Annotated in this window: 22 protein-coding genes and 1 riboswitch; of the genes, 12 read left to right on the top strand and 10 right to left on the bottom strand. The window is 73.0% G+C overall.

The annotated features are described in order from the left end of the window. Window positions 1-8: 8 nt before the first annotated feature. From ABZO31_RS32240 to ABZO31_RS32230, 3 genes are read right to left on the bottom strand one after another with little or no spacing between them, the layout of a single operon-like run. The gene (locus tag ABZO31_RS32240) at window positions 9-443 is read right to left on the bottom strand and encodes a roadblock/LC7 domain-containing protein (RefSeq protein ID WP_406864867.1); all 435 of its coding nucleotides are present in this window, start codon (window positions 441-443) and stop codon (window positions 9-11) included. Next, a complete protein-coding gene (locus ABZO31_RS32235) occupies window positions 440-3103 on the bottom strand; it encodes a nitrate- and nitrite sensing domain-containing protein (RefSeq protein ID WP_406864866.1) in 2664 nt (887 codons plus the stop codon). Before ABZO31_RS32235 ends, ABZO31_RS32240 begins: the two co-directional genes overlap by 4 nt. 48 nt (window positions 3104-3151) lie before the next feature. After that, on the bottom strand, window positions 3152-3979 hold the full coding sequence (locus ABZO31_RS32230) for an MHYT domain-containing protein (RefSeq protein WP_406864865.1): 828 nt from the start codon (window positions 3977-3979) through the stop codon (window positions 3152-3154). Between the two features lie 193 nt (window positions 3980-4172). On the opposite strand from ABZO31_RS32230, the gene ABZO31_RS32225 reads away from it, so the two are divergent. The 4 genes from ABZO31_RS32225 (at window position 4173) to ABZO31_RS32210 (ending at window position 7874) form a co-directional block, all read left to right on the top strand. Further along, on the top strand, window positions 4173-4772 hold the full coding sequence (locus tag ABZO31_RS32225) for a class I SAM-dependent methyltransferase (RefSeq protein WP_406864864.1): 600 nt from the start codon (window positions 4173-4175) through the stop codon (window positions 4770-4772). A gap of 133 nt (window positions 4773-4905) precedes the next feature. Further along, window positions 4906-5217 (top strand): hypothetical protein, encoded by a 312-nt coding sequence (locus ABZO31_RS32220; protein WP_406864863.1) that lies wholly within the window; start codon window positions 4906-4908, stop codon window positions 5215-5217. A gap of 107 nt (window positions 5218-5324) precedes the next feature. Continuing rightward, complete coding sequence (locus tag ABZO31_RS32215; RefSeq protein ID WP_406864862.1) at window positions 5325-6356, top strand: hypothetical protein; 1032 nt, start codon at window positions 5325-5327, stop codon at window positions 6354-6356. A gap of 126 nt (window positions 6357-6482) precedes the next feature. Continuing rightward, window positions 6483-7874 (top strand): tannase/feruloyl esterase family alpha/beta hydrolase, encoded by a 1392-nt coding sequence (locus ABZO31_RS32210; protein ID WP_406864861.1) that lies wholly within the window; start codon window positions 6483-6485, stop codon window positions 7872-7874. A 3-nt stretch (window positions 7875-7877) separates the two neighbouring features. Here ABZO31_RS32210 and ABZO31_RS32205 read toward each other — a convergent pair whose 3' ends face one another. Together ABZO31_RS32205 and ABZO31_RS32200 are read right to left on the bottom strand one after the other, a co-directional pair. Further along, window positions 7878-8060: a hypothetical protein gene (locus tag ABZO31_RS32205; RefSeq protein ID WP_406864860.1), complete on the bottom strand. Its 183-nt coding sequence runs from the start codon at window positions 8058-8060 to the stop codon at window positions 7878-7880. 130 nt (window positions 8061-8190) lie between these two features. Then, on the bottom strand, window positions 8191-9267 hold the full coding sequence (locus ABZO31_RS32200; RefSeq protein WP_406864859.1) for a fatty acid desaturase family protein: 1077 nt from the start codon (window positions 9265-9267) through the stop codon (window positions 8191-8193). A gap of 303 nt (window positions 9268-9570) precedes the next feature. On the opposite strand from ABZO31_RS32200, the gene ABZO31_RS32195 reads away from it, so the two are divergent. Both ABZO31_RS32195 and ABZO31_RS32190 read left to right on the top strand, forming a co-directional pair. Continuing rightward, window positions 9571-12480 carry an SNF2-related protein gene (locus tag ABZO31_RS32195; protein ID WP_406864858.1) on the top strand — a complete coding sequence of 970 codons (2910 nt, stop codon included), beginning with the start codon at window positions 9571-9573 and terminating at the stop codon, window positions 12478-12480. After that, entirely contained in the window at window positions 12477-13943 is a 1467-nt protein-coding gene (locus tag ABZO31_RS32190; protein ID WP_406864857.1) for an SWF or SNF family helicase, read from the top strand. Before ABZO31_RS32195 ends, ABZO31_RS32190 begins: the two co-directional genes overlap by 4 nt. Window positions 13944-13947: 4 nt before the next feature. Here ABZO31_RS32190 and ABZO31_RS32185 read toward each other — a convergent pair whose 3' ends face one another. After that, window positions 13948-14709, bottom strand: coding sequence for a hypothetical protein (locus ABZO31_RS32185; RefSeq protein ID WP_406864856.1), 762 nt, complete (start codon window positions 14707-14709; stop codon window positions 13948-13950). Between the two features lie 210 nt (window positions 14710-14919). Continuing rightward, window positions 14920-15777: a bifunctional 5,10-methylenetetrahydrofolate dehydrogenase/5,10-methenyltetrahydrofolate cyclohydrolase gene (locus tag ABZO31_RS32180; RefSeq protein WP_406864855.1), complete on the bottom strand. Its 858-nt coding sequence runs from the start codon at window positions 15775-15777 to the stop codon at window positions 14920-14922. Window positions 15778-15802: 25 nt separating this feature from the next. After that, window positions 15803-15893, bottom strand: a riboswitch (ZMP/ZTP riboswitch). Between the two features lie 261 nt (window positions 15894-16154). Between ABZO31_RS32180 and ABZO31_RS32175 the strand changes: the two genes are divergently transcribed. After that, window positions 16155-17441, top strand: coding sequence for a GAF domain-containing protein (locus tag ABZO31_RS32175; protein ID WP_406864854.1), 1287 nt, complete (start codon window positions 16155-16157; stop codon window positions 17439-17441). A gap of 45 nt (window positions 17442-17486) precedes the next feature. After that, window positions 17487-19010 (top strand): aldehyde dehydrogenase family protein, encoded by a 1524-nt coding sequence (locus ABZO31_RS32170; protein ID WP_406864853.1) that lies wholly within the window; start codon window positions 17487-17489, stop codon window positions 19008-19010. A gap of 301 nt (window positions 19011-19311) precedes the next feature. Here ABZO31_RS32170 and ABZO31_RS32165 read toward each other — a convergent pair whose 3' ends face one another. Next, window positions 19312-20229: an esterase/lipase family protein gene (locus ABZO31_RS32165; RefSeq protein WP_406864852.1), complete on the bottom strand. Its 918-nt coding sequence runs from the start codon at window positions 20227-20229 to the stop codon at window positions 19312-19314. 569 nt (window positions 20230-20798) lie between these two features. Between ABZO31_RS32165 and ABZO31_RS32160 the strand changes: the two genes are divergently transcribed. Beyond that, the gene (locus ABZO31_RS32160) at window positions 20799-20996 is read left to right on the top strand and encodes a hypothetical protein (protein WP_406864851.1); all 198 of its coding nucleotides are present in this window, start codon (window positions 20799-20801) and stop codon (window positions 20994-20996) included. A 132-nt stretch (window positions 20997-21128) separates the two neighbouring features. Here the strand turns inward: ABZO31_RS32160 and ABZO31_RS32155 are convergent, their stop codons facing one another. Continuing rightward, complete coding sequence (locus ABZO31_RS32155; RefSeq protein WP_406864850.1) at window positions 21129-21389, bottom strand: hypothetical protein; 261 nt, start codon at window positions 21387-21389, stop codon at window positions 21129-21131. Between the two features lie 619 nt (window positions 21390-22008). Here ABZO31_RS32155 and ABZO31_RS32150 point away from each other — a divergent pair. Together ABZO31_RS32150 and ABZO31_RS32145 are read left to right on the top strand one after the other, a co-directional pair. Next, entirely contained in the window at window positions 22009-22611 is a 603-nt protein-coding gene (locus ABZO31_RS32150) for a DUF485 domain-containing protein (protein WP_406864849.1), read from the top strand. Then, window positions 22608-24227, top strand: coding sequence for a cation acetate symporter (locus tag ABZO31_RS32145; protein ID WP_406864848.1), 1620 nt, complete (start codon window positions 22608-22610; stop codon window positions 24225-24227). Before ABZO31_RS32150 ends, ABZO31_RS32145 begins: the two co-directional genes overlap by 4 nt. 301 nt (window positions 24228-24528) lie before the next feature. On the opposite strand, the gene ABZO31_RS32140 is transcribed toward ABZO31_RS32145, so the two are convergent. Further along, the gene (locus ABZO31_RS32140) at window positions 24529-24957 is read right to left on the bottom strand and encodes a hypothetical protein (protein ID WP_406864847.1); all 429 of its coding nucleotides are present in this window, start codon (window positions 24955-24957) and stop codon (window positions 24529-24531) included. 83 nt (window positions 24958-25040) lie between these two features. Here ABZO31_RS32140 and ABZO31_RS32135 point away from each other — a divergent pair, with 83 nt between their 5' ends. Then, window positions 25041-25718, top strand: a complete 678-nt coding sequence (locus ABZO31_RS32135) for a helix-turn-helix transcriptional regulator (protein ID WP_406865548.1) — start codon at window positions 25041-25043, stop codon at window positions 25716-25718. Window positions 25719-25883: the final 165 nt, after the last annotated feature.

Below are 25883 nucleotides of genomic sequence, written 5' to 3'. Positions count from 1 at the left end.
GGTCCGGGTCAGCCGGCGGCCGGCGGGGTCGCGGTCACGCGGGGCGGCGTGTACAGGTGCTCGCCGACGCGCTTCACCAGGCGTGCCATCTCGTACGCGATCAGCCCGATGTCGGCGGCGACGGAGCTCAGCACGGCGAGGCAGGAGCCGTCACCGGCGGCGGCGACGAACAGGAACCCGTCGTCCATCTCGACCATCGTCTGGCGCACCCCGCCGGTCCCGAACTGGCGGCCCGCGCCCTTGGCGAGGCTCTGGAAGCCCGAGGCGATGGCCGCCAGATGCTCCGCGTCCTCCCGGCTCAGGCCACTGGACGCGCCGACGGCGAGTCCGTCGTTCGACAGCACCACGGTGTGGCGTACCTCGCGGACCCGTGCGACGAGGTCGTCGAGCAGCCAGTCGAGTTCCCCGGAGCGGCGCGGGGCCACCCTGTCGTGGTCGATCATGCGTCGTCTCCTTCGCTGCCGTCAGTGCCGAATCCTGTGCCGAGCGGTCTGCGGGCCCCGGGCACCGCGCCGCCGCCGCGGGCCCAGCCCTCGCGGTACGCGGTCATCCGGTCCCTCGCCTGCTCGGGGGTGCGCTCGCCGCGCCCGTCGGCGGCCGGCCCCCGGCTGGGCTGCGGGTCGGAACGGGGCGACTCGCGCAACTGCGGTACGAGGCTGGCCTGCCGGACGCGCCGGGGCAGTGCCCCGTCCTCGCCGCCCTTCGGCTCCGCAGGAGGCGGAGTCTCCACCCGCGGCTGCGTCTCCGCGGCCGGACCGCTGCGCAGCCGCAGGGTCGTGACCGGTGCCGGAGGCTGCTCGTCCGCACCCAGTCCTGCTTCCGCGCCCTGCCCTGGTTCCGCGCCGCCGTCGGCTCCCCCCAGCGCGCGGCGCACGGGCTGGTCGATCGGGGGCACAGGCCGTTGCGCCGGCACCCCCGCGCGCTCCACACGTCCCATGCGCTCCGCGCGCTCCCTGCGCTGCTCCGGCTCCGCCGCCGCGCTCCTCTGCGCCGCATCGCGGCTCCCCGGTGGCAGCGCGCCCTGGAGCAGCGCCGTGGGGATCAGGACGACCGCCGTCGTGCCGCCGTACGGGGAGGTGCGCAGATGCACCTTGACGTCGTGCCGGGAGGAGAGCCGACTGACCACGAAGAGCCCGAGCCGGTCGCTGTCGAACAGGTCCAGGGCCTCGGACTGCCGGATCCGGCTGTTGGCCTCGGCCAGGGTGTCGGGGCCCATGCCGAGCCCGCGGTCCTCGATCTCCAGCGCATAGCCGTTGCCCACGGGCTCGCCGCTGATGCGGACCTTGGTGTGCGGTGGCGAGAACTGGGCCGCGTTCTCGATGAGTTCGGCCAGGAGGTGCGTCAGGTCGGCCACGGCCGCGCCGACGACGGCCGTCTCGGGCAGCCGCCGGACCTCGACCCGGGCGTAGTCCTCGATCTCCGAGACGGCGGCCCGCACCACGTTGGTGAGCTGCACCGGCAGCCGCCAGGCCCGGCCGGGAGCCGCGCCCGACAGGATGATCAGGCTCTCGGCGTGCCGCCGCATGCGGGTGGTCAGATGGTCCAGGCGGAACAGGTCGCCGAGTTCGTTGGGGTCGTCGGCGCGGCGTTCCATGCTGTCCAGCAGATTGAGCTGGCGGTGGACGAGGACCTGGCTGCGCCGGGCGAGGTTGACGAAGACGCCTGAGATCCCGCTGGCGAGTTCGGCGCGCTCGACGGCGGCGCCCAGCGCGGCCCGGTGGACGATGCCGAGCGCCTCGCCGACCTGGCCGATCTCGTCCTGCGCCGGGAGCCCGGGCGGGGCCTCGGCGGGTACGTCGATCTCCTCGCCGGCGCGAAGCCGCCGCATGGCGTGCGGGAGTTTGTGGCGGGCGATCTCCAGGGCGGTGTTGCGCAGGCTGATCAGCTCGACGACGAGGCCGCGGCCGATGCGTACGGAGATGACGAGGGAGGCGGCGACGGCGGCCAGGCCGAGCAGCACCGCCGCGCCGCCGGCGGTGAAGACCCCGCCGGCGAACGGGTCGGCCGCTTCGGCCCCCGCCCGGCGCGCGTCCCGCTCGACGGCGGCCAGCCCGTCGCGTACGGAGGCGTGGGCGGCGTCCCATGTGGCGGCGGGGACCGCCTGGGCGGCGCGCCGTCCGGCGGGCGCTGCCAGGATGCGGTCCTCGGCGGCGGTCAGCTGCCGGAGGCCGTCCCGGCCGGCGAGGGCGCGCCAGTCGTCGCGTGCGCCGCCGCGCAGGTCGGCGGTGGCAGTGGCGAGCAGGGTACGGCGGGTGGCGACGGCCCCGGTGAACAGCCGGAGCCGCGGGGCGCTGAGGCTTCCGGTCAGCTGTGCGGAGCCGAGCAGGGCGTCCTCGCGGGACAGCATCTCGCCGGCCCGGGCGAACTCCAGCAGGACGCGCGCGTCCGCGCCGGGACGGGAGTCCTGCAGGGCAGCGAGCGAGCCGCCGACCTCGAAGGCGGAGGAGATGGCGTCGGTGTAGGCCGCGTAGACCTTGTCGCCGGCGCCGGCGCCGTCCGTCGCGCGGGTGCGCAGTGTGCGCAGGGCCTCGGCCTGCCGGACGAAGCGGCCGACGCGTTCGCCGAGTTCGGGCGGCAGGTCGCCGGTGTCGCCGACGGTGTGACCGTCGCCGAGCCGGAGCCGGGCGAGCGCCACGTCGGTGCGGCCGGCCCGTTCCTTCAGCTCGGCGGCGCGCCCGGCGCCAGGGGAGGCGATCTGGCGTACGGCGGCGCGGCGTTCGGCCTGGAGGGCGCTGAGGGCCTGGGAGACGGGGACGCGGATCTCGGCGTCGACGCGTTGGAGCTGACGCAGGCGGGACACGTCCTGCGCGGTGGTGACGGTGGCGAATCCCCACAGGGCGAGCAACGAGACCACGGGGACCATGAGCAGCGAGACGATCTTCGCCCGGACGGTTCTGGGGCGCAGTCCGCTCCGCCGCGGCTCGGCCTCCTTCCCGGCGCCCTCGGCCGCATCGCCTTGCGGGGCCGGCTGCGGCGCGGCCTCGGGCGGGGGCGTCTCGTCGGCCGGCCGTCCTGCGTGCGCCCGTCGTCCGCGCGCCCTGGGCCCGGTCTCGGGCGCCGAGGGTTTCGCCGTGGCGTCGGGGGTGTTGCGGGGAGTTCGCATGGCCTCCTCGTTCCGGGTGCGTGCGGGTGTGGTGCGGGGTGCAGCGGGTCAGGAGCGGCCGTTGCCGACCGTCTCCCGGAAGCCGGGCGGGGCGACGTCCACGGCCCGCTCGTCGGGTTCGGTCAGGCTTCCGGCGGTGGCGTAGGCGGCGCGTTCCTTGGCGGTGGGTGAGAGGGCGACGAAGGCGGAGGTGATGAACAGGTAGGAGCCGAGGCCGACGGCGAGGGGGAAGATGAACTGCATGGCCGCGACCCCGGCCAGGGCGCCGGAGGACGGCTCGACCCGGACCTCGACGGCGAACATGCCGGTGTAGTGCATGCTGCTCACGGCCGCGCCCATGACGAGCGAGGCGACGGCGACGGCGATCGGCGCGTGGATGTTGAGGGCCGCCCACAGGGCCGCGGTCGCGGCGACGACGGCGATCACGACGGAGAGCGCGACGAGCAGCGGGTCGTAGCGCACATCGCCGTGCAGACGCAGCGCTGCCATACCCATGTAATGCATGCTCGCGACGCCGACTCCGGTGGTGAGTCCGCCGATCAGCAGGGAACGGATGCGGTCGCGGCCGTAGCCCACGGCGAAGACGCCGGCTCCGACGACGGCCATGGCGACGATCAGGCTGAGGATGGTGAGCGGTACGTCGTAGCGGATGTCGGTGCCGGTGACCCCGAAGCCGAGCATGGCCACGAAGTGCATCGTCCAGATGCCGGTGCCGATGGCGGAGGCGGCGGTCAGCAGCCAGTTGCGCCGTGAGCGGCCGCTCGCCTCCAGGGCTCGTACGGTGCAGCGCAGACCCAGGGCGGCGCCGATGCAGGCCATCGCGTACGACAGCACGGGGGTCAGCCAGCCGAAGGTGGCGTGGTCCAGGTGTCCCATGACTCGGGGACGCTAGGGGGGCAGGGGCGCACGCTGGGGGCGCATTTCGAAAGCTGATGGAATATGACAGAGAGATGGTCTGGAACGATCGCACCGGTCTCGAACGAGTGCGCCGAACTTTCACCGTAACGACGAGCGAAACCACCGGATCGAGGGACGACACGGTGGCCCCGACGTGCGGGATCATGGACACATGAGCGACGACCCGAAAGACGTCCAGGAATTCTTCGGCGTCCGCGCCGCCGGCTGGGACGCCCGCTTCCCGGACGACGGCCCGGCCTACGCCGCCGCCGTGGCGGAGCTCGGCCTGCACCCGGGCGATTCCGTCCTCGACGCCGGCTGCGGCACCGGTCGCGCCCTGACTCCGCTGCGCGAGGCGGTCGGCCCGCAGGGCTCCGTGATCGGTGCCGATCTGACGGCGGAGATGCTGGCGGCCGCCGTCGCCGCCGGCCGTGACGAGGGCGTGCAGCTGGTGCGCACCGACGTGACCCGTCTTCCGGTGCGCACGGGCGCGCTGAACGCGGTGTTCGGAGCGGGGCTCATATCCCATCTGCCCGATCCGGCGGCCGGTCTGCGGGAGTTGGCGCGCACGGTCCGGCCCGGCGGGCGGCTCGCCCTCTTCCACCCGGTGGGCCGCGCCGCGCTCGCCGCCCGGCACGGTCGGGAGATCACCCCCGACGATCTGCGCGCCGAACCCAACCTCCGCCCCCTGCTGGCCGGTTCGGGCTGGCGGATGGAGACGTACGTGGACGAGGACGACCGCTACCTGGTGCTGGCCGTCCGCGAAGGCTGAGGTCCGGGCCGAGAACCGTATTCGGTCATCCGGACCGGCTTCGGCCAGGCCCTGACGGCGGTCTTCTGCCGTGGTCGTCGGCTCTCTACCGTGGTGATGCCGGGTGGCCACGCCCGGGGGAAGGCGGTGGACCGTGCCCGGAGGTGTACTGGAGAGACTGCGCAAGCTGCGGGAGCGCAGGGCGAACCCGGACGTCAAGCCACAAAGCGCCCGGCGGGAGCCCAAGCGGCAGCGGAACCTGTTCGAGGCGGCGGCGGACTACGTGGTCGGCTGCGTGGAGGACGACGAGGAGCGGATCGACGACGCCGTGTCGTCGGTGCAACCGGAGGCGCTCACGTTCGGCATCAACGAGCTGGCCTGCCGGGCCGTGATCGCGCTCGCCCGGGAGCGTGATCAGTCTCCGGAGACGGTCGCGCGTGACCTGCTCGGGCTGCCGCCGGTCTGAGCAGGCGGCGGAATCGGCAGGCCGAAGCCTCTCGACGTGCGGGTTACCCACTGGTTATGGTGCGCCGACGACCGATGGGCACGCCTGAAGCTGATGGGGAGGCCGCTGTGGCCGGGACGGACGAGACCGCCACCGAGACCGCCACCGACACCACTGACGAGGTCGTCGTCGACACCACCGTCGACGACGACCCGCTGTACGTGCTCACGGCCGTGCTCCTCACGCCCGCGCAGTTCCCGAGCGTGCTCGGCGACGACTACCCGGCGGCCTGCGCGACGCTCGGCCTCGAGCCGTACGCGGACGGGTACGGGCTCGTGCTCGGCCAGGACGACGAGGGTGCGCGCTGGACCGTGGTCGTCGACGACGTCTCGCTCGTCGCGGTGGCCATCGCGTCGTGGGACTGCGGGATGGAGTACGACCTCTCCCCCGACGAGCGCAGTGTCGTCGCCGCGCTGCCGGGGTGGCCGCTGGCCGTGGCCACCGCCGCGCCCGGCCTGCCCGCGCCGCACGACCCCGCCCCCGAGGAGGGCGAGCCCGCGCCGCTCGTACCGCCGGACGGCGGCGCGTGGGGGCCGGCACAGCGGCGCCTCGGCGCGGACGAGGTGGCGCTGCAGTGGTCCGCCTGGCGGGCGCAGTTCGAGGACGGGCAGGAGTCCGGGGCCGCGGCGGGCGAGGCAAGCGGCTCCCCCGAGACGCCGGACGGGGGCGGGACGTCCGCCGCGGCGTCCGCTCCGTCCGCCGAGGCGGAGGCCGGAAGGACGGCCGACGCCGTCGGCTCCGGCCAAGGCGCGACCCCGGACGCGGCCGCCACCGCAGACGCCCCCGCGGGCCCTGCGGCCCCCGACGCCCCGGCCTCCGACGCTCACGACCCGTACAACGGTGTCCGGCGGGCTCTTGCCGAGCTGCGGGGCTATCTGGAGGCCGCGCCGCCGGTCGGGCGGGTCCGGTCCAGCTTCGCGCCCGACGGGGCCCGGATGCTGCGGGCCGACGGGCCCGGCTGGTCCCTGGTCGCCCGGACCGACGACATGGCCTTCGTCCTGCTGGACGACGAGCCGCGCGAGGTACTGCCCGTGGCCCGCGGGCCGAAGCTGCCGGCGCTGCTCGAAGCGCTGGACGGGATCGCGGTCCGGCCCGCCTGACGCGTCGGCCGGCCGGCGCCCACATGGGCGGCCGGTCCGCGGTGTGGTGCGGCCCCATGGCCCGGCGGTGAGGGCGGTCGCAGGATGTGGCGGCGAACCCGTCCGCATCCCTACCGGAGGCCGCCCATGCGCCCGTTCCGAGGCGTACCCCTGCTCACCGCACTTCTGGCGGCACTGACCGTCGTCGGCCCCGCGAGTCCCGTCGGGGCCGCGGAGGCCGGACCCCCGGAGCCCGGCCACTGCGCCCGGCAGGACCGGGTCCGCGTACCCGGCGCCGAGCACCACCGCCTCGCCTGCCTCCCGGACCTGACGACCGCCGGGCTGGCCGGCACCCCGTACACCGACATGGCCGACCAGGCGGGCCTCTCGGCCAAGGCGACCAAGAACCCCTCCGGCGTCCCCGGCGTGCAGATCGACGGCTACTTCCCCGACGACTCGAAGCTCAACGCCACCCACGGCTGGGCCCACGACGCCCAGTTCGTGATCCGGCTTCCCGACGACTGGAACGGCGGGCTCGTCGTCACCGGCGCGCCCGGCACCCGGCGGCAGTACGCCACCGACACGCTCATCTCCGACCACGTACTGGCCCAGGGCTTCGCGTACGCGGCCACCGACAAGGGCAACACCGGCCCCGACTTCTACACCGACGGCCGCCGCCCCGGCGACGCGGTCGCCGAGTGGAACCGGCGGGTCACAGAGCTGACCCTGGCGGCCAAGCAGGCGGTACGGCTCCGGTACGGCCAGCAGCCCCGGCGCACGTACATGACGGGCATCTCCAACGGCGGCTACCTCACCCGCTGGCAGCTGGAGAACCGGCCGGAACTCTACGACGGCGGCGTGGACTGGGAGGGCGTGCTCTGGACCGCCGAGGGCCCCAACCTGCTGACCGGGCTGCCCGTGACCGTGGCCCGCACCCTGGGCCGGGCCGACGACGAGGCGCTGCTCCGGGCCGGTTTCGCACCCGGTTCGCAGTTCCTCTGGCCGTACCACGAGCAGGTGTACTGGGGGCTCACGCAGAAGGTGTTCCGGGCCGAGTTCGACCCGGCGTACGATCCGGCCTGCCCGGGCGCCACGGCCGGTTCGACGACGGGGCAGATCTTCGCGCCCTGCGCGTCGGACGCCTCGTACGACTACGCCGCGCGCCCCGCCTCGGTGCACCGGGCCGTCTCCCGGATCGCGCTGACCGGCAGGATCGGCCGCCCGCTGATCACCCTGCACGGCGACCTGGACACCCTGCTGCCGATCTCCACCGACTCCGACGTGTACGCGCGGATGATCGACGCGCGCGGCCGCGGCGCGCTGCACCGCTACTACACCGTCGCGGACGGCACGCACGCCGACGGCCTCTACGACACCTTCCCGGACCGGCTGCGCCCGATCCTGCCCTGCTACCGGTCCGCCCTCACCGCCCTGACGTCCTGGGTGGAGCAGGGCGCCCGGCCGCCGGCCGACCACCGGGTGGCGCGGCCGGCGACGGGCGACGTGGTCAACTCCTGCGAGCTGGCACCGGCGGGCTGAGGCTCAGCGGTCGATCTCCTTGTGCGACACCCGGCGCACCCGCCGCCGCTGCTCCGGGTCGAGCGCGAAGTACGCCACCGCGGGAACGCCGACGACGATGAGCAGTGACATCCAGAATCCGATGAGGGGCCACAGGAGGAGGCCGACGGCCACTCCCCCGATGACGATTTTGGTCCTTGTCGACATCTCCGACGCCTCCTTCACGGCCCCGGGGGCCGCTCTTGCAGGGGAAACGCGCGGGCGGACGGCGCGGTTCCCCCGCCGTCCGCCCGCACCCGGTCCTCGGGCGCTCCGCGTCGTCACACCGGCCGCGTCGTCACGCGCTCCGCAGCGGCTCGCCGACGTCGTGCAGGTGCCCGAGGGCCTGCCGGTACGAGTCGACGAAACCGGTCTCCGTGTAGCTGATACCCAGATCTCGGCAGTGTGCGCGCACGGCGGGCTGCGCGAGTCGCAGATGCGGGCGCGGCATGCTCGGGAAGAGGTGGTGCTCGATCTGGTAGTTCAGTCCGCCGAGGAACCAGTCGGTGAGGGCGCCGCCGCGGATGTTGCGCGAGGTGAGGACCTGGCGGCGCAGGTGTCCCCAGGGCTCGCCGTCCGGGTCGGGCATCTCCATGCCCTTGTGGTTGGGCGCGAAGGCGAGACCGAGGTGCAGGCCGAGCAGCATCTGGTGGAGCAGGGCGAACACCAGCGCTTGGACGGGGGTGAGCGCGGTCAGCAGCAGGGCGACGTAGCCGAGGACATGGGCGAGGAGCAGACCGCCTTCGACGAGCCGGTCGCGCCGGTTCCGGTACGGCCCGTCCGCGGCGAACAGCGCCTGGAAGCCGTACACCTTGAGCGCGATGCCCTCCAGTGTGGTCAGCGGGAAGAAGAGCCAGGCCTGGTGGCGGGTGAGCCAGCCGCGCCAGCCCGTGCGGCCCTCGGCGTGGTCATGGTCGAAGACGAGGATGTCGGGGGCGACGTCGGGGTCCTTGTCGACGTGGTTGGGGTTGGCGTGGTGGCGGTTGTGCTTGTCGTTCCACCACTCCTGGCTCATGCCGAGCAGCACGTTCGCGTACAGCCGCTGGATGAGCCGATTGCGCCGGCGGTCGGCGCTGATCTGGGCGTGTCCGGCGTCGTGGGCGACGAACGCGGCACGGGCGGACAGCACGGCGAGGGGCACCGCGAGCGGCAGCGCCCACCAGGACGGGCCGACGAGGAACAGGCCGGCGACGACGACGGCCAGGCCGAGCAGGTTGACGGCGATCCCGCGGGCGTACCAGCCTGGCCGCCCCTCCAGCAGGCCCTGCTGCTTGATCGTGCGCAGCAGCGGCGCGAACTCGCTGCCGCCGCCGGGCTCGCGGCGGGGCGCGGGCGGGCGGACGGGCGCCGTGAGCGTTGCGGTGGCCTGGGGCATGGAGGTCTCCGTGTCCGTGGGAAGAGTGGCTGGGTCGTGGTCGCTGCCGGCCCTTGAAACCTACGGACTGGTGATCGTCTGCGGCCATGACGGCATCCCCCGGATCTTCGGGGCGGCATCCCCCGGGATCTCGGGGGGTGCACCCCGGCCTCGGGGTGGGGTTGACCCCACCCCCGGGACCTGTGGCCCGCCGACGCTTACGATGAGTGATGCAGATCACAGCTTGACAGCATGCATGCATTCATGATTCCCAGTACCATGACCGCTCCGCGCATTAGTCAAATTTGAGGAGTGCGTCTTCACGTGCAGCGCCTTGCACCGCTCACCGACCTCGCCCGCTGCTCCGCCGTCTTCCTCCCGGGCGACCCCGCCCGTACGGGACGGATCGCCTTCTGGTCCGACGACGAACCCGTCGACGAGCCCGTCGACGAACCCACCGGCCGCTGGGAGGCCGCCGCCGACGGTCTCGAGGACCTCGTCCTCGTACGGGACGACCTACGCCGCCACACCGTCCCCGCACTGTTCCTGCCGGTACGGGACGCCCTTCCGGTCCTGACCCGCGCGCGGCTCGCCCCCGACGCCTCGCCCGCCACCGCCTTCTGGGGCGCGGCCGCGCTGCTCGCGCTGCACCTGGCCGCCCGCGGGCTGCTGTTGCCCGGGCTCACCGAGACCGACCGGGACGCTTGGCGCATCGGCCCGCTCGGCCCCGAAGAGCTCGACCTCGTGCGGACGCTCGCCGCCTCGATGCCACCCGCGGCCCACGCCGTACCCCTGCACGCCGACGGCAGCCACGGCACCGACGGCGACAGCGACGACGGGCCGCTCCTGCCCGAGCCGGAGCAACTGCTGCGCGCGTTCCTCGACGCGGTCGCCGACACGCTGCCCCGTACCCCAGCCGCCGAACTCGCCGCAGGCGGCCCCGCGTTCGCCGCCACCGCCCCGCAGACCGTCCCCGAGCAGCGTGCCTGGGCGACGGACGTCGCCGCCGGCCACGACGCCGGTGTACGGCTCTCCCTGCGCATCGAGGTCCCCGGCCTGGCAGAGAGCGACGCGGACGCGGAAGGCACCGCGCCTCGCTTCCGCGCCGTGCTCCAGATGCACAGCGCCGCCGACCCGACGCTGCTGGCCGACGCCGCCGACGTCTGGGCGGGCGCCGCCGCCGCGGCCTTCGGGCCCCGCGCCCGGATGGACACCCTGCTGGCGCTGCGCCGCGCCGCCCGCGCCTGGGCGCCGCTGACTCCGCTGCTGTCGGCGGCCGTTCCGGACGCCGTCGAGCTGGCCGACGAGGAGATCGCGGAGCTGCTCGGCCCTGCCGCACGGGATCTCGCCGCCACCGGCGTCCAGATCCACTGGCCGCGGGACCTCGCCCACCGCCTGACCGCCCGCGCCGTCATCGGCCCCCCGGAAGGACAGGCGACCGCCGACGACAGCCCATGGGGCGACGGGCTCCCCTCCTTCCTCTCCGCCGACGCCCTGCTCGCCTTCGACTGGCGGTTCACCGTGGGCGGCCTCGAGCTCGACCGCTCCGAGATCGACCGGATCGCCGAGGCCGGCCGGCCGCTCGTCAGGCTGCGCGACCAGTGGGTCCTGATCGACCCCGAGGAAGTCCGCCGTGCCCGGGATTCCCGTGACCGCAAGGTCACCCCGGTCGACGCGCTCGGCGCCGTCCTCACCGGCAGCGTCGAGGTGGACGGCCGCCGGGTCGACGTCGCCGCGTCGGGCGGGCTCGCCGCGCTCCGCGACCGCATCGCCGATCCCGAGGGCGGCGCGCAGGAACTCGCCCAGCCCGCGGCGCTCGCCGCCACGCTCCGCGACTACCAGCTGCGCGGCCTCAACTGGCTGCACCGGATGACCTCGCTCGGCCTCGGCGGCTGCCTCGCCGACGACATGGGCCTCGGCAAGACCATCACCCTCATCGCGCTCCATCTGCACCGGCAGTCCGATCAAACCTCCGCCGGACCGACACTCGTCGTCTGTCCGACGTCGCTGATGGGCAACTGGCAGCGGGAGATCGAGAAGTTCGCGCCGGGCACCCCCGTCCGCCGCTTCCACGGCCCTGTCCGCTCCCTGGAGGGCCTGGCGGACGGCGAGTTCGTCCTCACCACGTACGGAACGATGCGCCTCGACGCCCCCCGGCTGGCCGCCGTGCACTGGGGCATGGTCGTCGCCGACGAGGCCCAGCACGTCAAGAACCCCTACTCGGCGACCGCGAAGGAACTGCGGACCCTCGGGGCGAAGGCCCGCGTGGCACTGTCCGGCACGCCGGTCGAGAACAACCTGTCCGAGCTGTGGGCGATCCTCGACTGGACGACCCCGGGCCTGCTCGGCCGGCTCGGGACCTTCCGCACCCGCTACGCGCAGGCCGTCGAGGGCGGCCAGGATCCGGCGGCGGCCGCGCGGCTGTCCGCCCTGGTACGGCCGTTCCTGCTGCGCCGCCGCAAGTCGGACCCGGGCATCGCGCCCGAACTGCCGCCCAAGACCGAGACCGACCGCGCGGTGTCGCTCACCGCCGAACAGGCCGGCCTGTACGAGGCGGTGGTCCGCGAGACGCTCGCCGCGATCGCCGAGGCGGACGGGATGGAGCGGCGCGGCCTCGTCGTCAAGCTGCTGACCGCGCTGAAGCAGATCTGCAACCACCCGGCTCAGTTCCTGAAGGAGGAACGGCCCCGGATCGACGGCCGCTCGGGGAAGCTGGAGCTGCTGGACGAGCTCCTCGACACGATCGTCGCCGAGGGCGCGAGCGTGCTGGTCTTCACGCAGTACGTGCAGATGGCGCGGCTTCTCGAGCGGCATCTCGCGGACCGTGGGGTGCCGTCGCAGTTCCTGCACGGCGGCACGCCGGTCCCCGAGCGCGAGGCGATGGTTCAGCGCTTCCAGGCCGGTGAAGTACCTGTCTTCCTGCTGTCGTTGAAGGCGGCGGGCACCGGGCTCAACCTCACCCGCGCAGGGCACGTCGTGCACTACGACCGCTGGTGGAATCCGGCCGTGGAGGCGCAGGCGACCGACCGGGCCTACCGGATCGGCCAGACCCAGCCGGTGCAGGTGCACCGGCTGATCGCGGAGGGCACGGTCGAGGACCGGATCGCCGAGATGCTGCTGCGCAAGCGGGAGTTGGCGGACTCCGTCCTGGGCTCCGGCGAGGCGGCGCTCACCGAGCTGACCGACGCGGAACTGACGGAGCTGGTGGAGCTGCGAGGGGGCGGCGCACGATGAGCGGACGCGATCACGAGCACGAGTACGAACACCAGCACGAGTACGGACGCCAGCACGGCTACGGACACGAGTACCAGGACGACCACGAGAACGAGTACGGCGACGCGGACACGTACTCCCACGAGGACGAAGACGGGGACGGGGACGACACGCTGGACGCCCACGAGACCGACGACGACACCACGCGCCAGGACCGTCCCGGCGCCCCCGGCGCCGAGGAGCGCACCTTCGCCGCGCTGCCGCCCGCTCACGGCCGGGGCTTCGCGCAGACCTGGTGGGGCCGCGCCTGGCTGCAGGCGCTGGAGGACACGGCGCTCGACGGCCAGCAGGTGAAGCTGGGCCGGCGGGCCGCCCGCGAGGGCGCGGTCGGCGCGGTGTCGGTCCGGCCGGGCCGCATCACGGCGGTCGTTCGGGACCGGGACGGCACGGCGCACCGCAGCGACGTGCTCCTGCGGGAGCTGGGCGACGAGGAGTGGGACCGGTTCCTGGACATGGCCGCGGACAGTGCCGGGCACATCGCGGCGCTGCTCGACCGCGAGATGCCGCCGCATCTGGTGGAGGACGCGGCGGGGCTCGGGCTCGAACTGCTGCCGGGCATCGGCGATCTGGAGCCGGAGTGCACCTGCGGGGCGTGGGACCACTGTCCGCACACGGCAGCCCTGTGCCATCAGGTGGCGCGGCTGCTCGACCAGGACCCGTTCGTGCTGCTCCTGATGCGCGGCCGGGGCGAGCGGCGGCTTCTGGACGACCTGCAGGAGCGGAGTGTGGCGCGCGCCGAGCCCGTACGGGAGGCGGCGCGGCCGGCCGGCGTCCTGGCGGCGGAGGCGTACGCGGCGGGGGGCATCCTGCCTCCGCTGCCCGCTCCCCCGCCGCAGCCCGAGACCCCCGGGGCGGGACAGTCGCTGGACACCGAGACGGACCCGGCGCCGGGTCTCGACCCGGCCGCGCTGGAGTTCCTGGCCGCGGACGCGGCGGCCCGGGCGCGGCGGCTGCTGGCCGAGGCGCTGGCCCCGGAGCACGTACGGGCGCCGTGGGAGCCGTCCTTGACGGTCGATCAGGACGGGGTACGGCTGGCCGCGGCCGGTCCGGCACCGTGGATCGCGGCCCGGCTCGCGGCCGGCACCGGGCGCGGCCGTACGGGGCTGACGGCGGCGGCCGAGGCGTGGCGGCTCGGCGGGGCGGCGGCACTGGCCGTCCTCGACGGGTCCCGTCCGCCGTCCCCGGAGGTCCTGGCGCGGGCGAAGGCGGTGCTCGCCGGGGCGTGGGAGCCCACGGACCGGCCGGCGCTGCGCGCCTCGGCGCACGCCCGCTGGACGGTCGTCGGCGCGGACGTACAGCTCCGGCTGGCCGAGGACGGCCGCTGGTGGCCGTTCCGTCGCTCCGGCGGGCAGTGGGTCCCGGCCGGTCCGCCGGCCGCCGACCCGGCTTCGGCGCTGGCCGGCGCGGATCGGCCCGCGGACTGAGGCGTCACTGCAGCGGGGCGTTCAGCTTGCGTCCCGATTCGGAGAGCGCGGCGAGGCTGCAGACGATCGTGTCGGAGCCGAGCAGGTAGCCGGAGTGGTACGGGTACTGGACGTAGGTCGTCCAGTACGTGCCCGCGGGCTGGGCGGCGGCCTTGGCGCGCAAGGGTGCGCGGCACAGGTCCGCCGCCCGGCGCCGGATCGCGTCGTCGGTCAGGTAGACGCCGACGAGCCGGAGCCGGGCCACGGCCTCGGCGTCGTGCGGCGCGTCGCAGCGGCGGCGGATCGGGGTGCCGGGGTCGTTGCGGTTCACGTCGAAGCACGCGCCGATGCCCAGCTGCTCGTACGGGACGGGCTCGCCGCCGTTCGGTCGGTCGCGCCTGCGGGGCGGGGTGGGGGCCGGGGTGACGTGGCCCCGGGCGACCGTGGGGGCCGCCGCCGAGGTGGGCTTCGCGGGGGTCTTGCGCCGCTCCCGCGGTTCGCCGGGCTTCGGCGCGGTACGGCGGGACGGCAGCCGCGACGGGTCGCCGCCGGCCGCGGAGGGGTCCGAGGTGGCGGTGCCCGGGCGCTCGTCGCCGCCGTGCCCGCCGCTCTGCCCGTCGGGCGTCGCGGGGGCGCTGCGCCGGGCGTCGCCGCGCACGTCCTCGGTGCGCGGCGTGTCCCGGGCCGCCACGACGGCGGCGGCGACGAGCGCGGCCAGCACGATCAGCACCAGCGGCCCGGGCATCAGGCGGCGGTGCGGACCGGGGGCAATGGGTCGCTCAGCCATGTGCACAAGGGTGACCGGTGGCCCGCCGTCCTGCGATACCGGGTCGGTGGTTACGGGCAGGGCCGTACGGAATCGTGACAATCGAGGGCACGAATCCACCCGAAACACCCCCAGGAACAGGCGTGTCGTGCTGTGGACACCTGTCCCGTCGGCGCGCCGCACCGTCGTGATCCGGCCATCGGCGTGCCGTCGGCCCCTTTGTCCGACGCGCTACTTCACACCGAGCCGGCGCTCGGCCGCCTCGACGGTCTGGGCGAGCAGCACCGCGATCGTCATCGGTCCGACACCGCCCGGCACCGGCGTGATGAGGGAGGCGCGCTCGGCGGCCGATGCGAAGTCGACGTCGCCGACGTTGCCCGGGTTGTAGCCGGCGTCGATGACGACGGCGCCCGGCTTGATGTCCTCGCCCTTGATGAACTGCGGCTTGCCGACGGCTGCGACGAGGATGTCGGCCTCGCGGACGATCGACGCGAGGTCGGTAGTGCGGGAGTGGCAGTAGGTGACGGTGGCATCGCGGCCGAGGAGCAGCAGTCCGGCCGGCTTGCCGAGGATGGCGCTGCGGCCGACGACGACCGCGTGCTTGCCGGTGAGTTCGACCTCGTACGCGTCGAGGAGCCGCATGATGCCGCCCGGGGTGCAGGAGACGAAGCCGGGCAGGCCGAAGCCCATGGCGGCGAAGGAGGCCATGGTGACGCCGTCGACGTCCTTCTCGGGGGCGATGGCCTCGAAGGCGGCGCGTTCGTCGATGTGCGGGCCGACGGGGTGCTGGAGCAGGATGCCGTGCACCTCGGGGTCGGCGGACAGCGCGGAGATCTCGGCGACGAGCTCCTCGGTGGTGGTGGTCGCGGGCAGCTCGACGTGCTTCGAGCGGATTCCGGCCTTGGCGCAACGGTTCTGCTTCATCTTCACGTACGTGACGGAGGCGGGGTCCTCGCCGACGAGGACGGTGGCCAGACAGGGCGTCACGCCGGTGCGGCGGGTGAGTTCGGCGGCGCGGGCGGCGGTCTCCTCGACGGTGCGCCGGGCGAGGGCGGTGCCGTCCATGAGGGTCGCGGTGCTGGTGGACATGGGCTGCTCCTGGGCGTGGGCTGATGGGAGTCGCCCAGGCGCGCGGCAGTCGGACGGAGGTCCGTCGGGCCGCTCCCCGGTGGTGATCCACCCAAGCGCCAGTCACGGTCCGAGCCCCACTCTACGTGACGGCCGGAGACGCGGACCGGCCAGGCCCGTGCGCGGACGCTTGTCGACGGGCGGCTCCGGCACCCACGATGGCGCGCACGGGGCTCGGGCGCGTGGCTTCACGCACGGGGCCTCGCGCATGAGGCTTCGGCCATGAGGCTACGGGCATGAAGCTTCGGGCCGTGGGCTATGGGCGTGGAGCATCAGGCACAGGGCATCAGGCACGGCGGCTACGGGCAGGAACCGGACGACCTCGGCGGGAGGCCGACTTGAACGCAGACGGGACGACGGACTCCGCAGCGCGCGACACCGGTGCGGTACGGCGGGCCCATGACGTCTTCACGTCCGGCGGCGAGCTGAGCCGGCCGCCGGTGCGCGAACTGGTCGCCGCCTCCTGGCGGCGCTCGGCGCGGGCCCGCGTCAGCCCGGACGGCGCGGCCTGCGTGGAGCTGGCGGACGACGATCTCGCCGCGTACCGGGAGGAGCATCCGCTGGCGCCCGCGATGCCGGTGGTCCGGGAGCTGATGGGCGCGTACGCACGGGACGGCGAGCATCTGCTCGCGGTCTGCGACGCGGCGGGCCGGATGCTGTGGGTGGAGGGCCATCCGGGGACGCTGCGCAAGGCCCGCGGGATGAACTTCGTGGCGGGCGCGCGCTGGTCGGAGGCGGCGGCCGGCACGAACGCGCCGGGCACGGCGATCGCGATGGACCGCCCGGTGCAGGTCTGCGCGGCCGAGCACTTCCGGCGGCGGGTGCAGGCGTGGACGTGCGCGGCGGCGCCGGTCCACGACCCGCACACCGGCCGGCTGCTCGGCGCGGTCGACATCACCGGCGGCGACGGGCTCTCGCACCCGCACAGCCTCGCGTTCGTGCAGGCGGTGGCGCGGGCGGCCGAGGCGCATCTCGCGCTGCAGGCGCCGCCCGCACCCGGCGGCCGGCCGCGGCTGACGGCGCTCGGCCGGGACGAGGCACTGCTGCGGATCGACAGCCGCAGCGTACGGCTGAGCCGCCGGCACAGCGAGATCCTCGTCGTCCTCGCCCACCGTCCGGAGGGCGTGAGCGGCGACGAACTGCTGGTGCAGCTGTACGAGGACGAGTCGGTGACCCCGGTGACGCTGCGCGCGGAACTGTCGCGGCTGCGCGCGCTGCTGGGCCCCGAGGTGCTGCGCTCGCGCCCCTACCGGCTGGCGTCGCCGGTGGACGCCGACTTCGCGGCGGTGGACCGGCGGCTCGCCTCGGGCGCGGTGTCGGCGGCGCTCGGCGCGTACGCGGGCCCTCTGCTGCCGGGTTCGCGCGCGCCCGGGATCGTACGGCTGCGGGAGCGGCTCGCGGACCGGCTGCGGGCGGCGCTGGTGGACCGGGCGGACCCGGGGCTGCTCGCGGACTGGGCGTACAGCGCGTGGGGCGAGGACGACGTCGAGCTGTGGCGGGCGCTGGCGGACGCGGTCCCGGCGGTGCAGCGGCCGCCGGTACTGGCGCGGCTGCGCGCCCTGGACGCGGAACTGTCCGCGGGCGCAACGGGGTTGCAACGTCCGGGTCCGCAGACTCGGCGGTGAGCGCCGGCCAGGGACGGCCGGCGCGGTCCGAGGGAGGCCCCGCAGATGACCCGTTTCGCCGCACCCGGCACCGACGGCGCGCTCATGGCGTACCAGCCGCGCTACGACCACTGGATCGGCGGCGAATACGTCGCTCCGGCCGGCGGGCAGTACTTCGAGAACCCGAGCCCGGTCGACGGCAGGCCGTTCACCGAGATCGCCCGCGGCACGGCCGAGGACGTCGAGCGCGCCCTGGACGCGGCGCACGCGGCCGCACCGGGGTGGGGCCGGACGGCTCCGACGGAGCGGGCGAACGTCCTGCTCCGCATCGCCGACCGCATGGAGGCGAACCTGCAGGAACTGGCTGTGGCGGAGAGCTGGGAGAACGGCAAGCCGGTGCGCGAGACGCTGGCGGCCGACATTCCGCTGGCCATCGACCACTTCCGGTACTTCGCGGGGGCGCTGCGCGCCCAGGAGGGCACGCTCAGCGAGATCGACGACGACACGGTGGCGTACCACTTCCACGAGCCGCTGGGCGTGGTCGCGCAGATCATCCCGTGGAACTTCCCGATCCTGATGGCGGTCTGGAAGCTGGCCCCGGCTCTGGCGGCGGGCAACGCGGTGGTCCTGAAGCCGGCCGAGCAGACCCCCGCCTCGGTCCACTTCTGGATGAGCCTGGTCGCGGACCTGCTGCCGCCGGGCGTGGTCAACATCGTCAACGGCTTCGGCGCGGAGGCGGGCAAGCCGCTGGCGTCGTCGCCGCGTGTCGCGAAGATCGCGTTCACGGGCGAGACCACGACAGGGCGGCTGATCATGCAGTACGCCTCCGAGAACATCAAACCGGTCACGCTGGAACTCGGCGGCAAGTCGCCGAACATCTTCTTCGACGACGTGTGGGCGGCGGACGACGACTTCCGCGACAAGGCGCTGGAGGGCTTCACGATGTTCGCCCTCAACCAGGGCGAGGTCTGCACCTGCCCGTCCCGTGCGCTCGTCCAGCGCGGCCACTACAGCGAGTTCCTGGAGGCGGCGGTCGCCCGTACGGAGAAGATCCTCCCGGGCCACCCGCTGGACACCGACACGATGATCGGCGCCCAGGCGTCCAACGATCAGCTGCAGAAGATCCTCTCGTACCTGGACATCGGCCAGCAGGAGGGCGCGAAGATCCTGACGGGTGGTCAGCGCATCGAGTACGACGGCGAACTGGCCGGCGGCTACTACGTCCAGCCGACGATCTTCGAGGGCGACAACCGGATGCGCATCTTCCAGGAGGAGATCTTCGGCCCGGTCGTCGCGGTCACGTCCTTCACCGACTTCGACGACGCCATCAGCACGGCCAACGACACGCTCTACGGCCTCGGCGCCGGCGTCTGGACCCGCGACGCCAACACCGCCTACCGCGCGGGCCGCGCCATCCAGGCCGGCCGCGTCTGGACCAACTGCTACCACGCCTACCCGGCCCACGCCGCCTTCGGCGGCTACAAGCAGTCGGGCATCGGCCGCGAGACCCACCGCATGATGCTGGACCACTACCAGCAGACGAAGAACCTCCTGGTGTCGTACTCGCCGAAGAAGCTGGGCTTCTTCTAGAGGCAGGGAAAAGGGCGCCTGAACCGGGCTTTCACCCGCCAGGCGCCCTACCAGGGGCGTCGCCCCGGTCACCACCGGGACGACGCCCCTCGTCACGCTCCCCGGTAACTGGGCCCAGCCGCCTCGCGACCTGCGCGTTCAGTGGCGGCACATCGGCCTGACCAGCTTCCGCGACGTCTGCCGAACCGCCCCCTTCCAACAGGTGCCCCACGGTGCGGGCACTTCAGGGCAGTGGTGCGCCGTCTGCCATGGCGACGGGACGTCGACGGTCGCCGTCGCGGTCGCGGCGAACTGGGCCAGTTCACCACCGGCTGTGCCAGTACAGCGCGTTCATCGCCACTCGGAGCGGCGCGGCACCATCCCGCTGGCCTCCCCAGGCGCCACCGTTGTTGGTGTATCGGAGTGGGAACGCGCCGGCCCGGCGGACCGTACGCAGCTGGCTGTGGCCAAGGTCCGCTCGCTCCGAATACCGCACGAGGTGCTGCGCCTCGACATCGGTGGGGGCGCCGTTCCCCGCGCTGACGGAGAAGTCGGCGTTCGAACTGACAAGTGTCCAGTCCGTTCCACCCTGCGCCTGGTGGAGCTTCGGCCCGAGCCAACTCCGGAAGGCTCCGCGCGGGTAGTACATCTCCCGGCATTGCAGGTTGGGGAGGCAGCCGGCGCCCATCCAAGCAGCCTTGTGCGGAGTGCCCAGGGTGACGACATCCTCCACGTACAGCGTGTCCGGCCAGGTGGGGTCGCCCTTCGCGTATCCAGCCAGCGCGGCACGGATGATGAGCCCTCCCATGGAATGTCCGACGAGGTCGACGGTCTGCCCCTTAGCGGAGTACATGTCGTGGATCTTCCACGCCAGCCCGCGCCCCAGGTCCTTCAGGGACGTGTCGACAGTGCCCTTCCGCTCCGGGTCGATGCGAACGTCGCACTTCGGATCGTCTTCCGCGTAGAAGCCGACACGGTGCAACGGGCCCTCCCAGTCTGACCTGTTGAACAGTTTGGCTGCGGAGTTCCACTTACTGCCGCATGCGTCGCCGGGCGTGTATCCCTTGACGAAGAAGACGGGACGCTGCGTGCTGTCCTTGCGCGGCGGCGGTCCGGCCTCGATCGCGGCCTGGCTGGGTGCGGTCGCATCGGAACGGTCGAGAGATGTCGCCGTAGTGGTTGTAGCGAGCATGACGGTGGCGCTCAGTATGAGCGTCGCAAAGGACGAGCGGATTCTCATGCGCACTCCTTTCGGGTTTCGGACAATGTGCCGAGCGCGAGCACTGCACCGAGAGTCGCAGTCATCTGGGCGTGCGAATGCGCAGGAAGGGCTGCTCCCTGTCGGCTCGGGTGAGAACCTCTGAACTCCCGCCGGGATTCGTCGTACTCTCGCGCAGGGACAAGCTTGTTGATCGGCGACCGATCCGGCGCAGCAGCATCGCCTGCCGGCCTGTCAAAGTGCTTGACGCATTCGGACGGGATGCCCGCCGCGTTCGGCGGGACTGCTCACAGCTTGCTGATTCGCGTCAGCCGGTTCAATGGCATTCGGCTGTCCCGGACAGTCCGGCCGTTGTCCGGCCTGGTCAGCCTCTTGTCCGAAGTCGGAGCCACCGGTCATCCCCGCGGATGCGGGGAGCAGATGACGGCGTCCGTGGCCGGCATGTCCGCCTCGAGGCCCCCTTCGCCGCCCGCATCGGGCGGCAGGCCGTGGGGATCATCGTCGACGCCGACGGGAAGCTGCACTCGCCAAACTCCCGGCAGCCGATGCACGGCTCGCCACGGCGAAGATCTACAGCTCACTCAAGCCCTGTGCCAAGCGGGCCTCGCGGCCCCGGCCCGCTCATCAGCAACGCCGGGATCCGCCGCGTCGTCACTGTCCGGCGCGAGCCCGTCACCTTCGTCCCCGGTGCCGAAGGCACCGAACTCCTCGAGGACGCCGGCGTCACTGTCGTGGAGCTGCCCGACTTCGCCGAAGCTGCTCGGCGGCCTGACCGGCACCTGGGCTGACGCTCAACCCGTGAGGTGGCGTAGGGCTGTCAGGGCCGTGGGCCGAGCACACCCACAACGGAAAGAACCTGGCGCAGCAGGACCCGGGACCGTCAACGTCGGATGCGGAGGGTGGGGAACGGCAGAGTCCGGTCAGACAGGCCAGTGCGTGTGGGCCGGGTTGTTGCAGATACAGCCGGTCGAGGGGATCGACGGGTCGCGCGAGTAGCCGGGGCAGGGGCACACGAGGCAGGGGAAGTCGATGCTGGGGAGCAGAACCAGCCCGGCGTCCGCCAGGCGTGCCTTCGCGGTCTGCTGGAGATCCTGCAGGCGTTGGTCCAGGACGGCGAAGTCGGCCGCGTTCTGTGCGTACGCGAGCTTCAGCTCGTCAGAGAGTTCCTGCTGCTGGCTCATCTTTCCTCCGGACGAAGATCGGACGGCCCCTTTCAGTCTCCCTCCGCACGCAGGCGCCAGCATGCTGGGCACGATGGACGGCCCCCACGCGGGCAGCGACCGGGGCCGTCCATCACGTCGTGCGGCAGCGCTACGGCCGCCCCTTCGCTGCAGAAGCGCCTGAGACGCTTGTCGGTGTACACGCTGATGTGCTGCGCGAGGCCGATCGACGCGAGCGCCAGGCCCGGCACGGTCAGGCAGCGGGGTGCCGGCCGGCGCTACAGGCGGCCGAGACCTGGGCGGAGGCGTTCCTGCCATGGGCAGCAGACCAAGCCGATCCGGGCCGGGAGCAGCTGAGGGCACCCTCCCGACCACATCGTCGGCCCACCCGGCACATTCGCCGGACCGGTCGCGCCGAGCGGCCTGCCCAGCCCCAGGGGCGGTCCGAGACTCACCTGTGACCTGCGGATTGATCCACGGCGGGGGTTACCGGCGGTTCCGCCGCCACACGCACAGGATCGTCACCGAACCGACATACCGAGCGGTCGGGAACCCCTTACGCAGGGGCTATACCCATGAGTAACGTACGCGGACCACCAGCGCCACCCGCCCGACGCTTGGGCGGCAAGGAGCAAGAACGATGTCGTACCACCAGCCTTTCCCCGGCCCTCCGCCGGTACCCCAGCACCGGAATGCCGGGCGACACCGCCAAGAGGCGACGTCGCAGGCATGGGAGGGTGGATCGCCGTCCTGGGACACCGATCCACAGGCAGCCTGGGACTCGTCCCCACGAGCGAGGAACTCCTCGCCGCAGGGCTGGGACTCCGCGCAGCAGCCCTGGGACGCGTCCCCGCAGCCGCAACCGCCCGCCGCCACCGACGATCGTGATGATCTGCACCGGCTCGGCTCGGCCTACCGCAGGCTCCGCCGCGTCGCCACCTTCACCGCGCTGGGCTACTTCGTCATCTTCCTCTTCCTCTCCGGCTACGCCCCCTCGATGATGACCAGCAACATCACCGGTGGTCTCACCGCCGGTCTGGTCCTGGGCCTCCTGCAGCTGCCCGTGGCGCTGGCTGCGATCGCGCTGTACGAGCGGATCGCGCGCAACCGCGTCGACCCACTCGCCGCGGCGATCCGCGAACGCGCCGAGCAGGCAGCCGCGGCAGCCGCGCCCAGGCCAGAACGCCAGAGCCGCTCCGGACATCCCGTGTGGCAGCAGCCCACCGGAGGTGCGCGCGCATGACCGGCCTCAGCTCCGGCGCCCAGACCATGTCGCTGATGGCGTTCATCGCGGTCATCACTGTCACGCTGCTGCAGTGCGTGATGACCGGCCCCGATCGTGACGACCTGGGCGAGTTCTACACCGGCTACCGCTCGCTCTCCCCCGTGCAGAGCGGCCTCGCTATCGCCGGCGACTACATCTCCGCCGGCACCGTGCTCGGCACCATCGGCATCATCGCGCTCGTCGGCTACGACGGCGTCACGCTCGCCCTGAGCACCGTGCTCTCGCTGGTCCTGATGATGTTCCTGCTGGCCGAACCACTGCGTAACGCCGGCCGGTTCACGATCGGCGACGTCTTCACCCGGCGTCTCCCCGGCCCCGCCGTGCGGATCACCACGGCCGCGGTCACCCTGACCGCACTGCTGCCGCTGGTGATCTTCCAGCTCGCGGGTGCCGGCGATCTCCTCTCGGTCGTCCTCGGCTTCGACGCCGACGGCTTCAAGACCGGCGCGATCGTGTTCCTGGGCCTGCTGATGATCGCGTACGCGGCGATCGGCGGCATGAAGGGCACCGCCTTCATCCAGATCGTCAAGACCGTCGTCCTGCTCGGCGCCTCCCTCGCGATCGCCGCGCTCATCCTCAACCGCTTCGACTTCAGCCTGCCCTCCCTGCTGAACGCCGCCAAGCGCGGCAGCGGGGCGGGAGACGCCTATCTCGCCTCCGGTCTGCAGTTCGGCGGCAACGAACTCGACATGATCAGCACTCAGTTGACCGTCGTGCTCGGCGCCGCGGTGCTGCCGCAGATCACCATGCGCATGTTCACCGCGCGCAGCGCGGCAGCCGTGCGGCGCTCGATGTCCTGGGCCGTGTCGACCGTCGTCGTGACCTGTCTGCTGATCGCCGTCATCGGCTTCGGCGCGGCGGCGATCGTCGGCCACCGGGGGATCGTCGCCGGCGACCCCCAGGGCAAGACAGCGTTCCTCATGGTCAGCCAGGCCGTCATGGGCACGGACCAGACGGCCGTCGAGACACTGCTGTTCACGGCCGTGGCGACAGCCGTCTTCCTCACCCTGCTGGCCTCGGTCGCCGGGATCACCCTGGCCTGCGCCAACACCCTGGCGCACGACCTCATCACGCACGGGCTGCGTCGCAAGGCGCAACTGAAGGACTCCACGGAGATGGCCATCGCCCGGACCGCCGCGGCGGGCGTGGGGCTCGTGGCGATCGCGATCGCCGCCGGGGCACGGCATCTGAACCTTCAGGCACTGCTCACCCTGTCGTTCTGCATCGGCGCGTCCGCGGTCGCACCGGCCCTCATCTACACCCTCTTCTGGCGCCGCTACTCCCGTACGGGACTGCTCTGCACCCTCATCGTGGGCAGCGCCTCCGCGATCATCCTCATGACCGGCAGCAACCTAGTGTCCGGATCGCCCCAGGCGATCTTCCCGGACCAGGACTTCAACTGGTTCCCGTTCACCACGTCGGGCATCCTCTCGGCCCCGCTGGGCTTCCTCGCGGGCTGGCTCGGCACGGTGCTCCACGAACGCGACCCGGCCGACCAGCGCATGCGGTACGAAGCGGTGGAGGAGACGATCCTGGCCGGCACACCCGCGGCGAACAGCGCCTCCGCGTCCTGACGCGCACGCCCCGACGAAAGGGCGCCCGGCCTGAAGCTACCGGCCGGGCGCCCTTACGGCTGTCCCAAGGGTGCCTGGGGCCTCTCGCCTGCATCTTGCCGGGCGCGCGCCCTGGTGCCGCACCGCGCCGCGTTGCGGCACCAGGGGTCAGGTGCGCCATGTCAGGTCACGACAACCCGAGAGCTACCGGATCCCGCAGCCCTGACCGCTCGTTGGGCGGTCGGTTCCCGTGGAGCGGTGCCGCGGACGGGTGGCGCCGTGGGCGCCACCCTCCCGGTCCGGTGCACCCTGTCCGCGCGCCTCAGTGCCGCTCGGCGTGGTACTTCTGGGCGAGGCGGGCGAGCGCGACGGCACCGAGGAGCAGCCCGAAGTCACGCAGCGCGATGTCGTAGTACCCGGGGATGGTCAGCAGGTTGACGATGATGCCCGCCAGCCAGCCGGCCACGAGCCAGCCACCGAAGCGGGGAGCGAGCGCCACGACGAGGCCGGCGACGATCTCGATCACGCCGACCGCGTACATGGCCGCCTGGGCGCTGCCGGGGACGATGTCGTCGATCCACGGCGCGAGGTAGGCGGGCCAGTCCGTCAGCAGGTTGGCGAACTTGTCCAGCCCGAACAGGATCGGCGCCACCGTGAATCCGGCACGGAGGATCACGAACGCCTGGTAGCCGGGGTCTGCGAGCGCCGCCCGCCGCTGAGCGGCGGGGCTGGTGGTGGTTGCGGAGGTCATGGCCCGCTCCTTCTATCGGCAAGGTTCATCTCCTATAGAAGCCCTCTTCCGCTCTTTAGTCAATGGCCGTGGGTTTTACACTGGTGTTCGTGGACACCCCGAAGGAAGTACGCGACCCCGACGTCTCCGCGATCGCAGCCCTCGACGAGCCGACCCGCAGACGGCTGTACGACCTCGTGGTGCGCCGATCGAGCCCCGTGAGCCGGGACGAGGCCGCCGCCGCTCTCGGGCTGGCCCGCAAGACCGCGGCGTTCCACCTGGACCGGCTGGCCGACGAGTCGCTGCTCGACGTCGTCTACGAACGCCGCAGTGGACGCTCCGGTCCCGGCGCGGGGAGGCCGGCGAAGCTCTACCGGCGCTCGGCGAAACAGGTCGCCGTCAGCCTTCCGGACCGCCGCTACGAGCTGGCCGGACGGCTCCTCGCCCAGGCGGTGGAGGAATCCGATGCGACCGGTGAGCCGGTACGCACCGTCCTGCACCGCAAGGCCGAGGAGTTCGGCACGCGGCTCGGCGAGCAGGGCCGCACGGACATCTTCGAGTTGCTGGAGCGGTTCGGCTTCGAGCCGCGCCGCGAGGACGACGCCATCGTCCTGGCCAACTGCCCCTTCCACGCCCTGGCCCGGGAGCACACCCAGACGGTGTGCGGCATGAACCTCCACCTCCTGCGCGGCGTCCTCCAAGGCATCGACGAGACCGGGATCGAAGCGTGCCTGGCATCCGGCCCCGGACACTGCTGCGTCCGACTCCAACCGCCCGCCTGACGGGACGCGGGCCCACGGCGTCACCGATCAGCGTCAGCCATGTGCAGACCGTGGGTGTGATCGAAACCGGGGCCCGTACCGACCGCTTCGGGGCTGGCTCGAATTGAGGCGAACTGGAGGCTGCCTCCCAAGAGTTCAGCCCTGGCCGTGACCGGAGGTCGGGTG

The sequence above is a fragment of the Streptomyces solicamelliae genome, assembly GCF_045348655.1.
GTDB lineage: Bacteria > Actinomycetota > Actinomycetes > Streptomycetales > Streptomycetaceae > Streptomyces > Streptomyces solicamelliae.
Note: the sequence above shows the minus strand (reverse complement) of the source record. Positions and strands in the feature narration are given on the sequence as shown.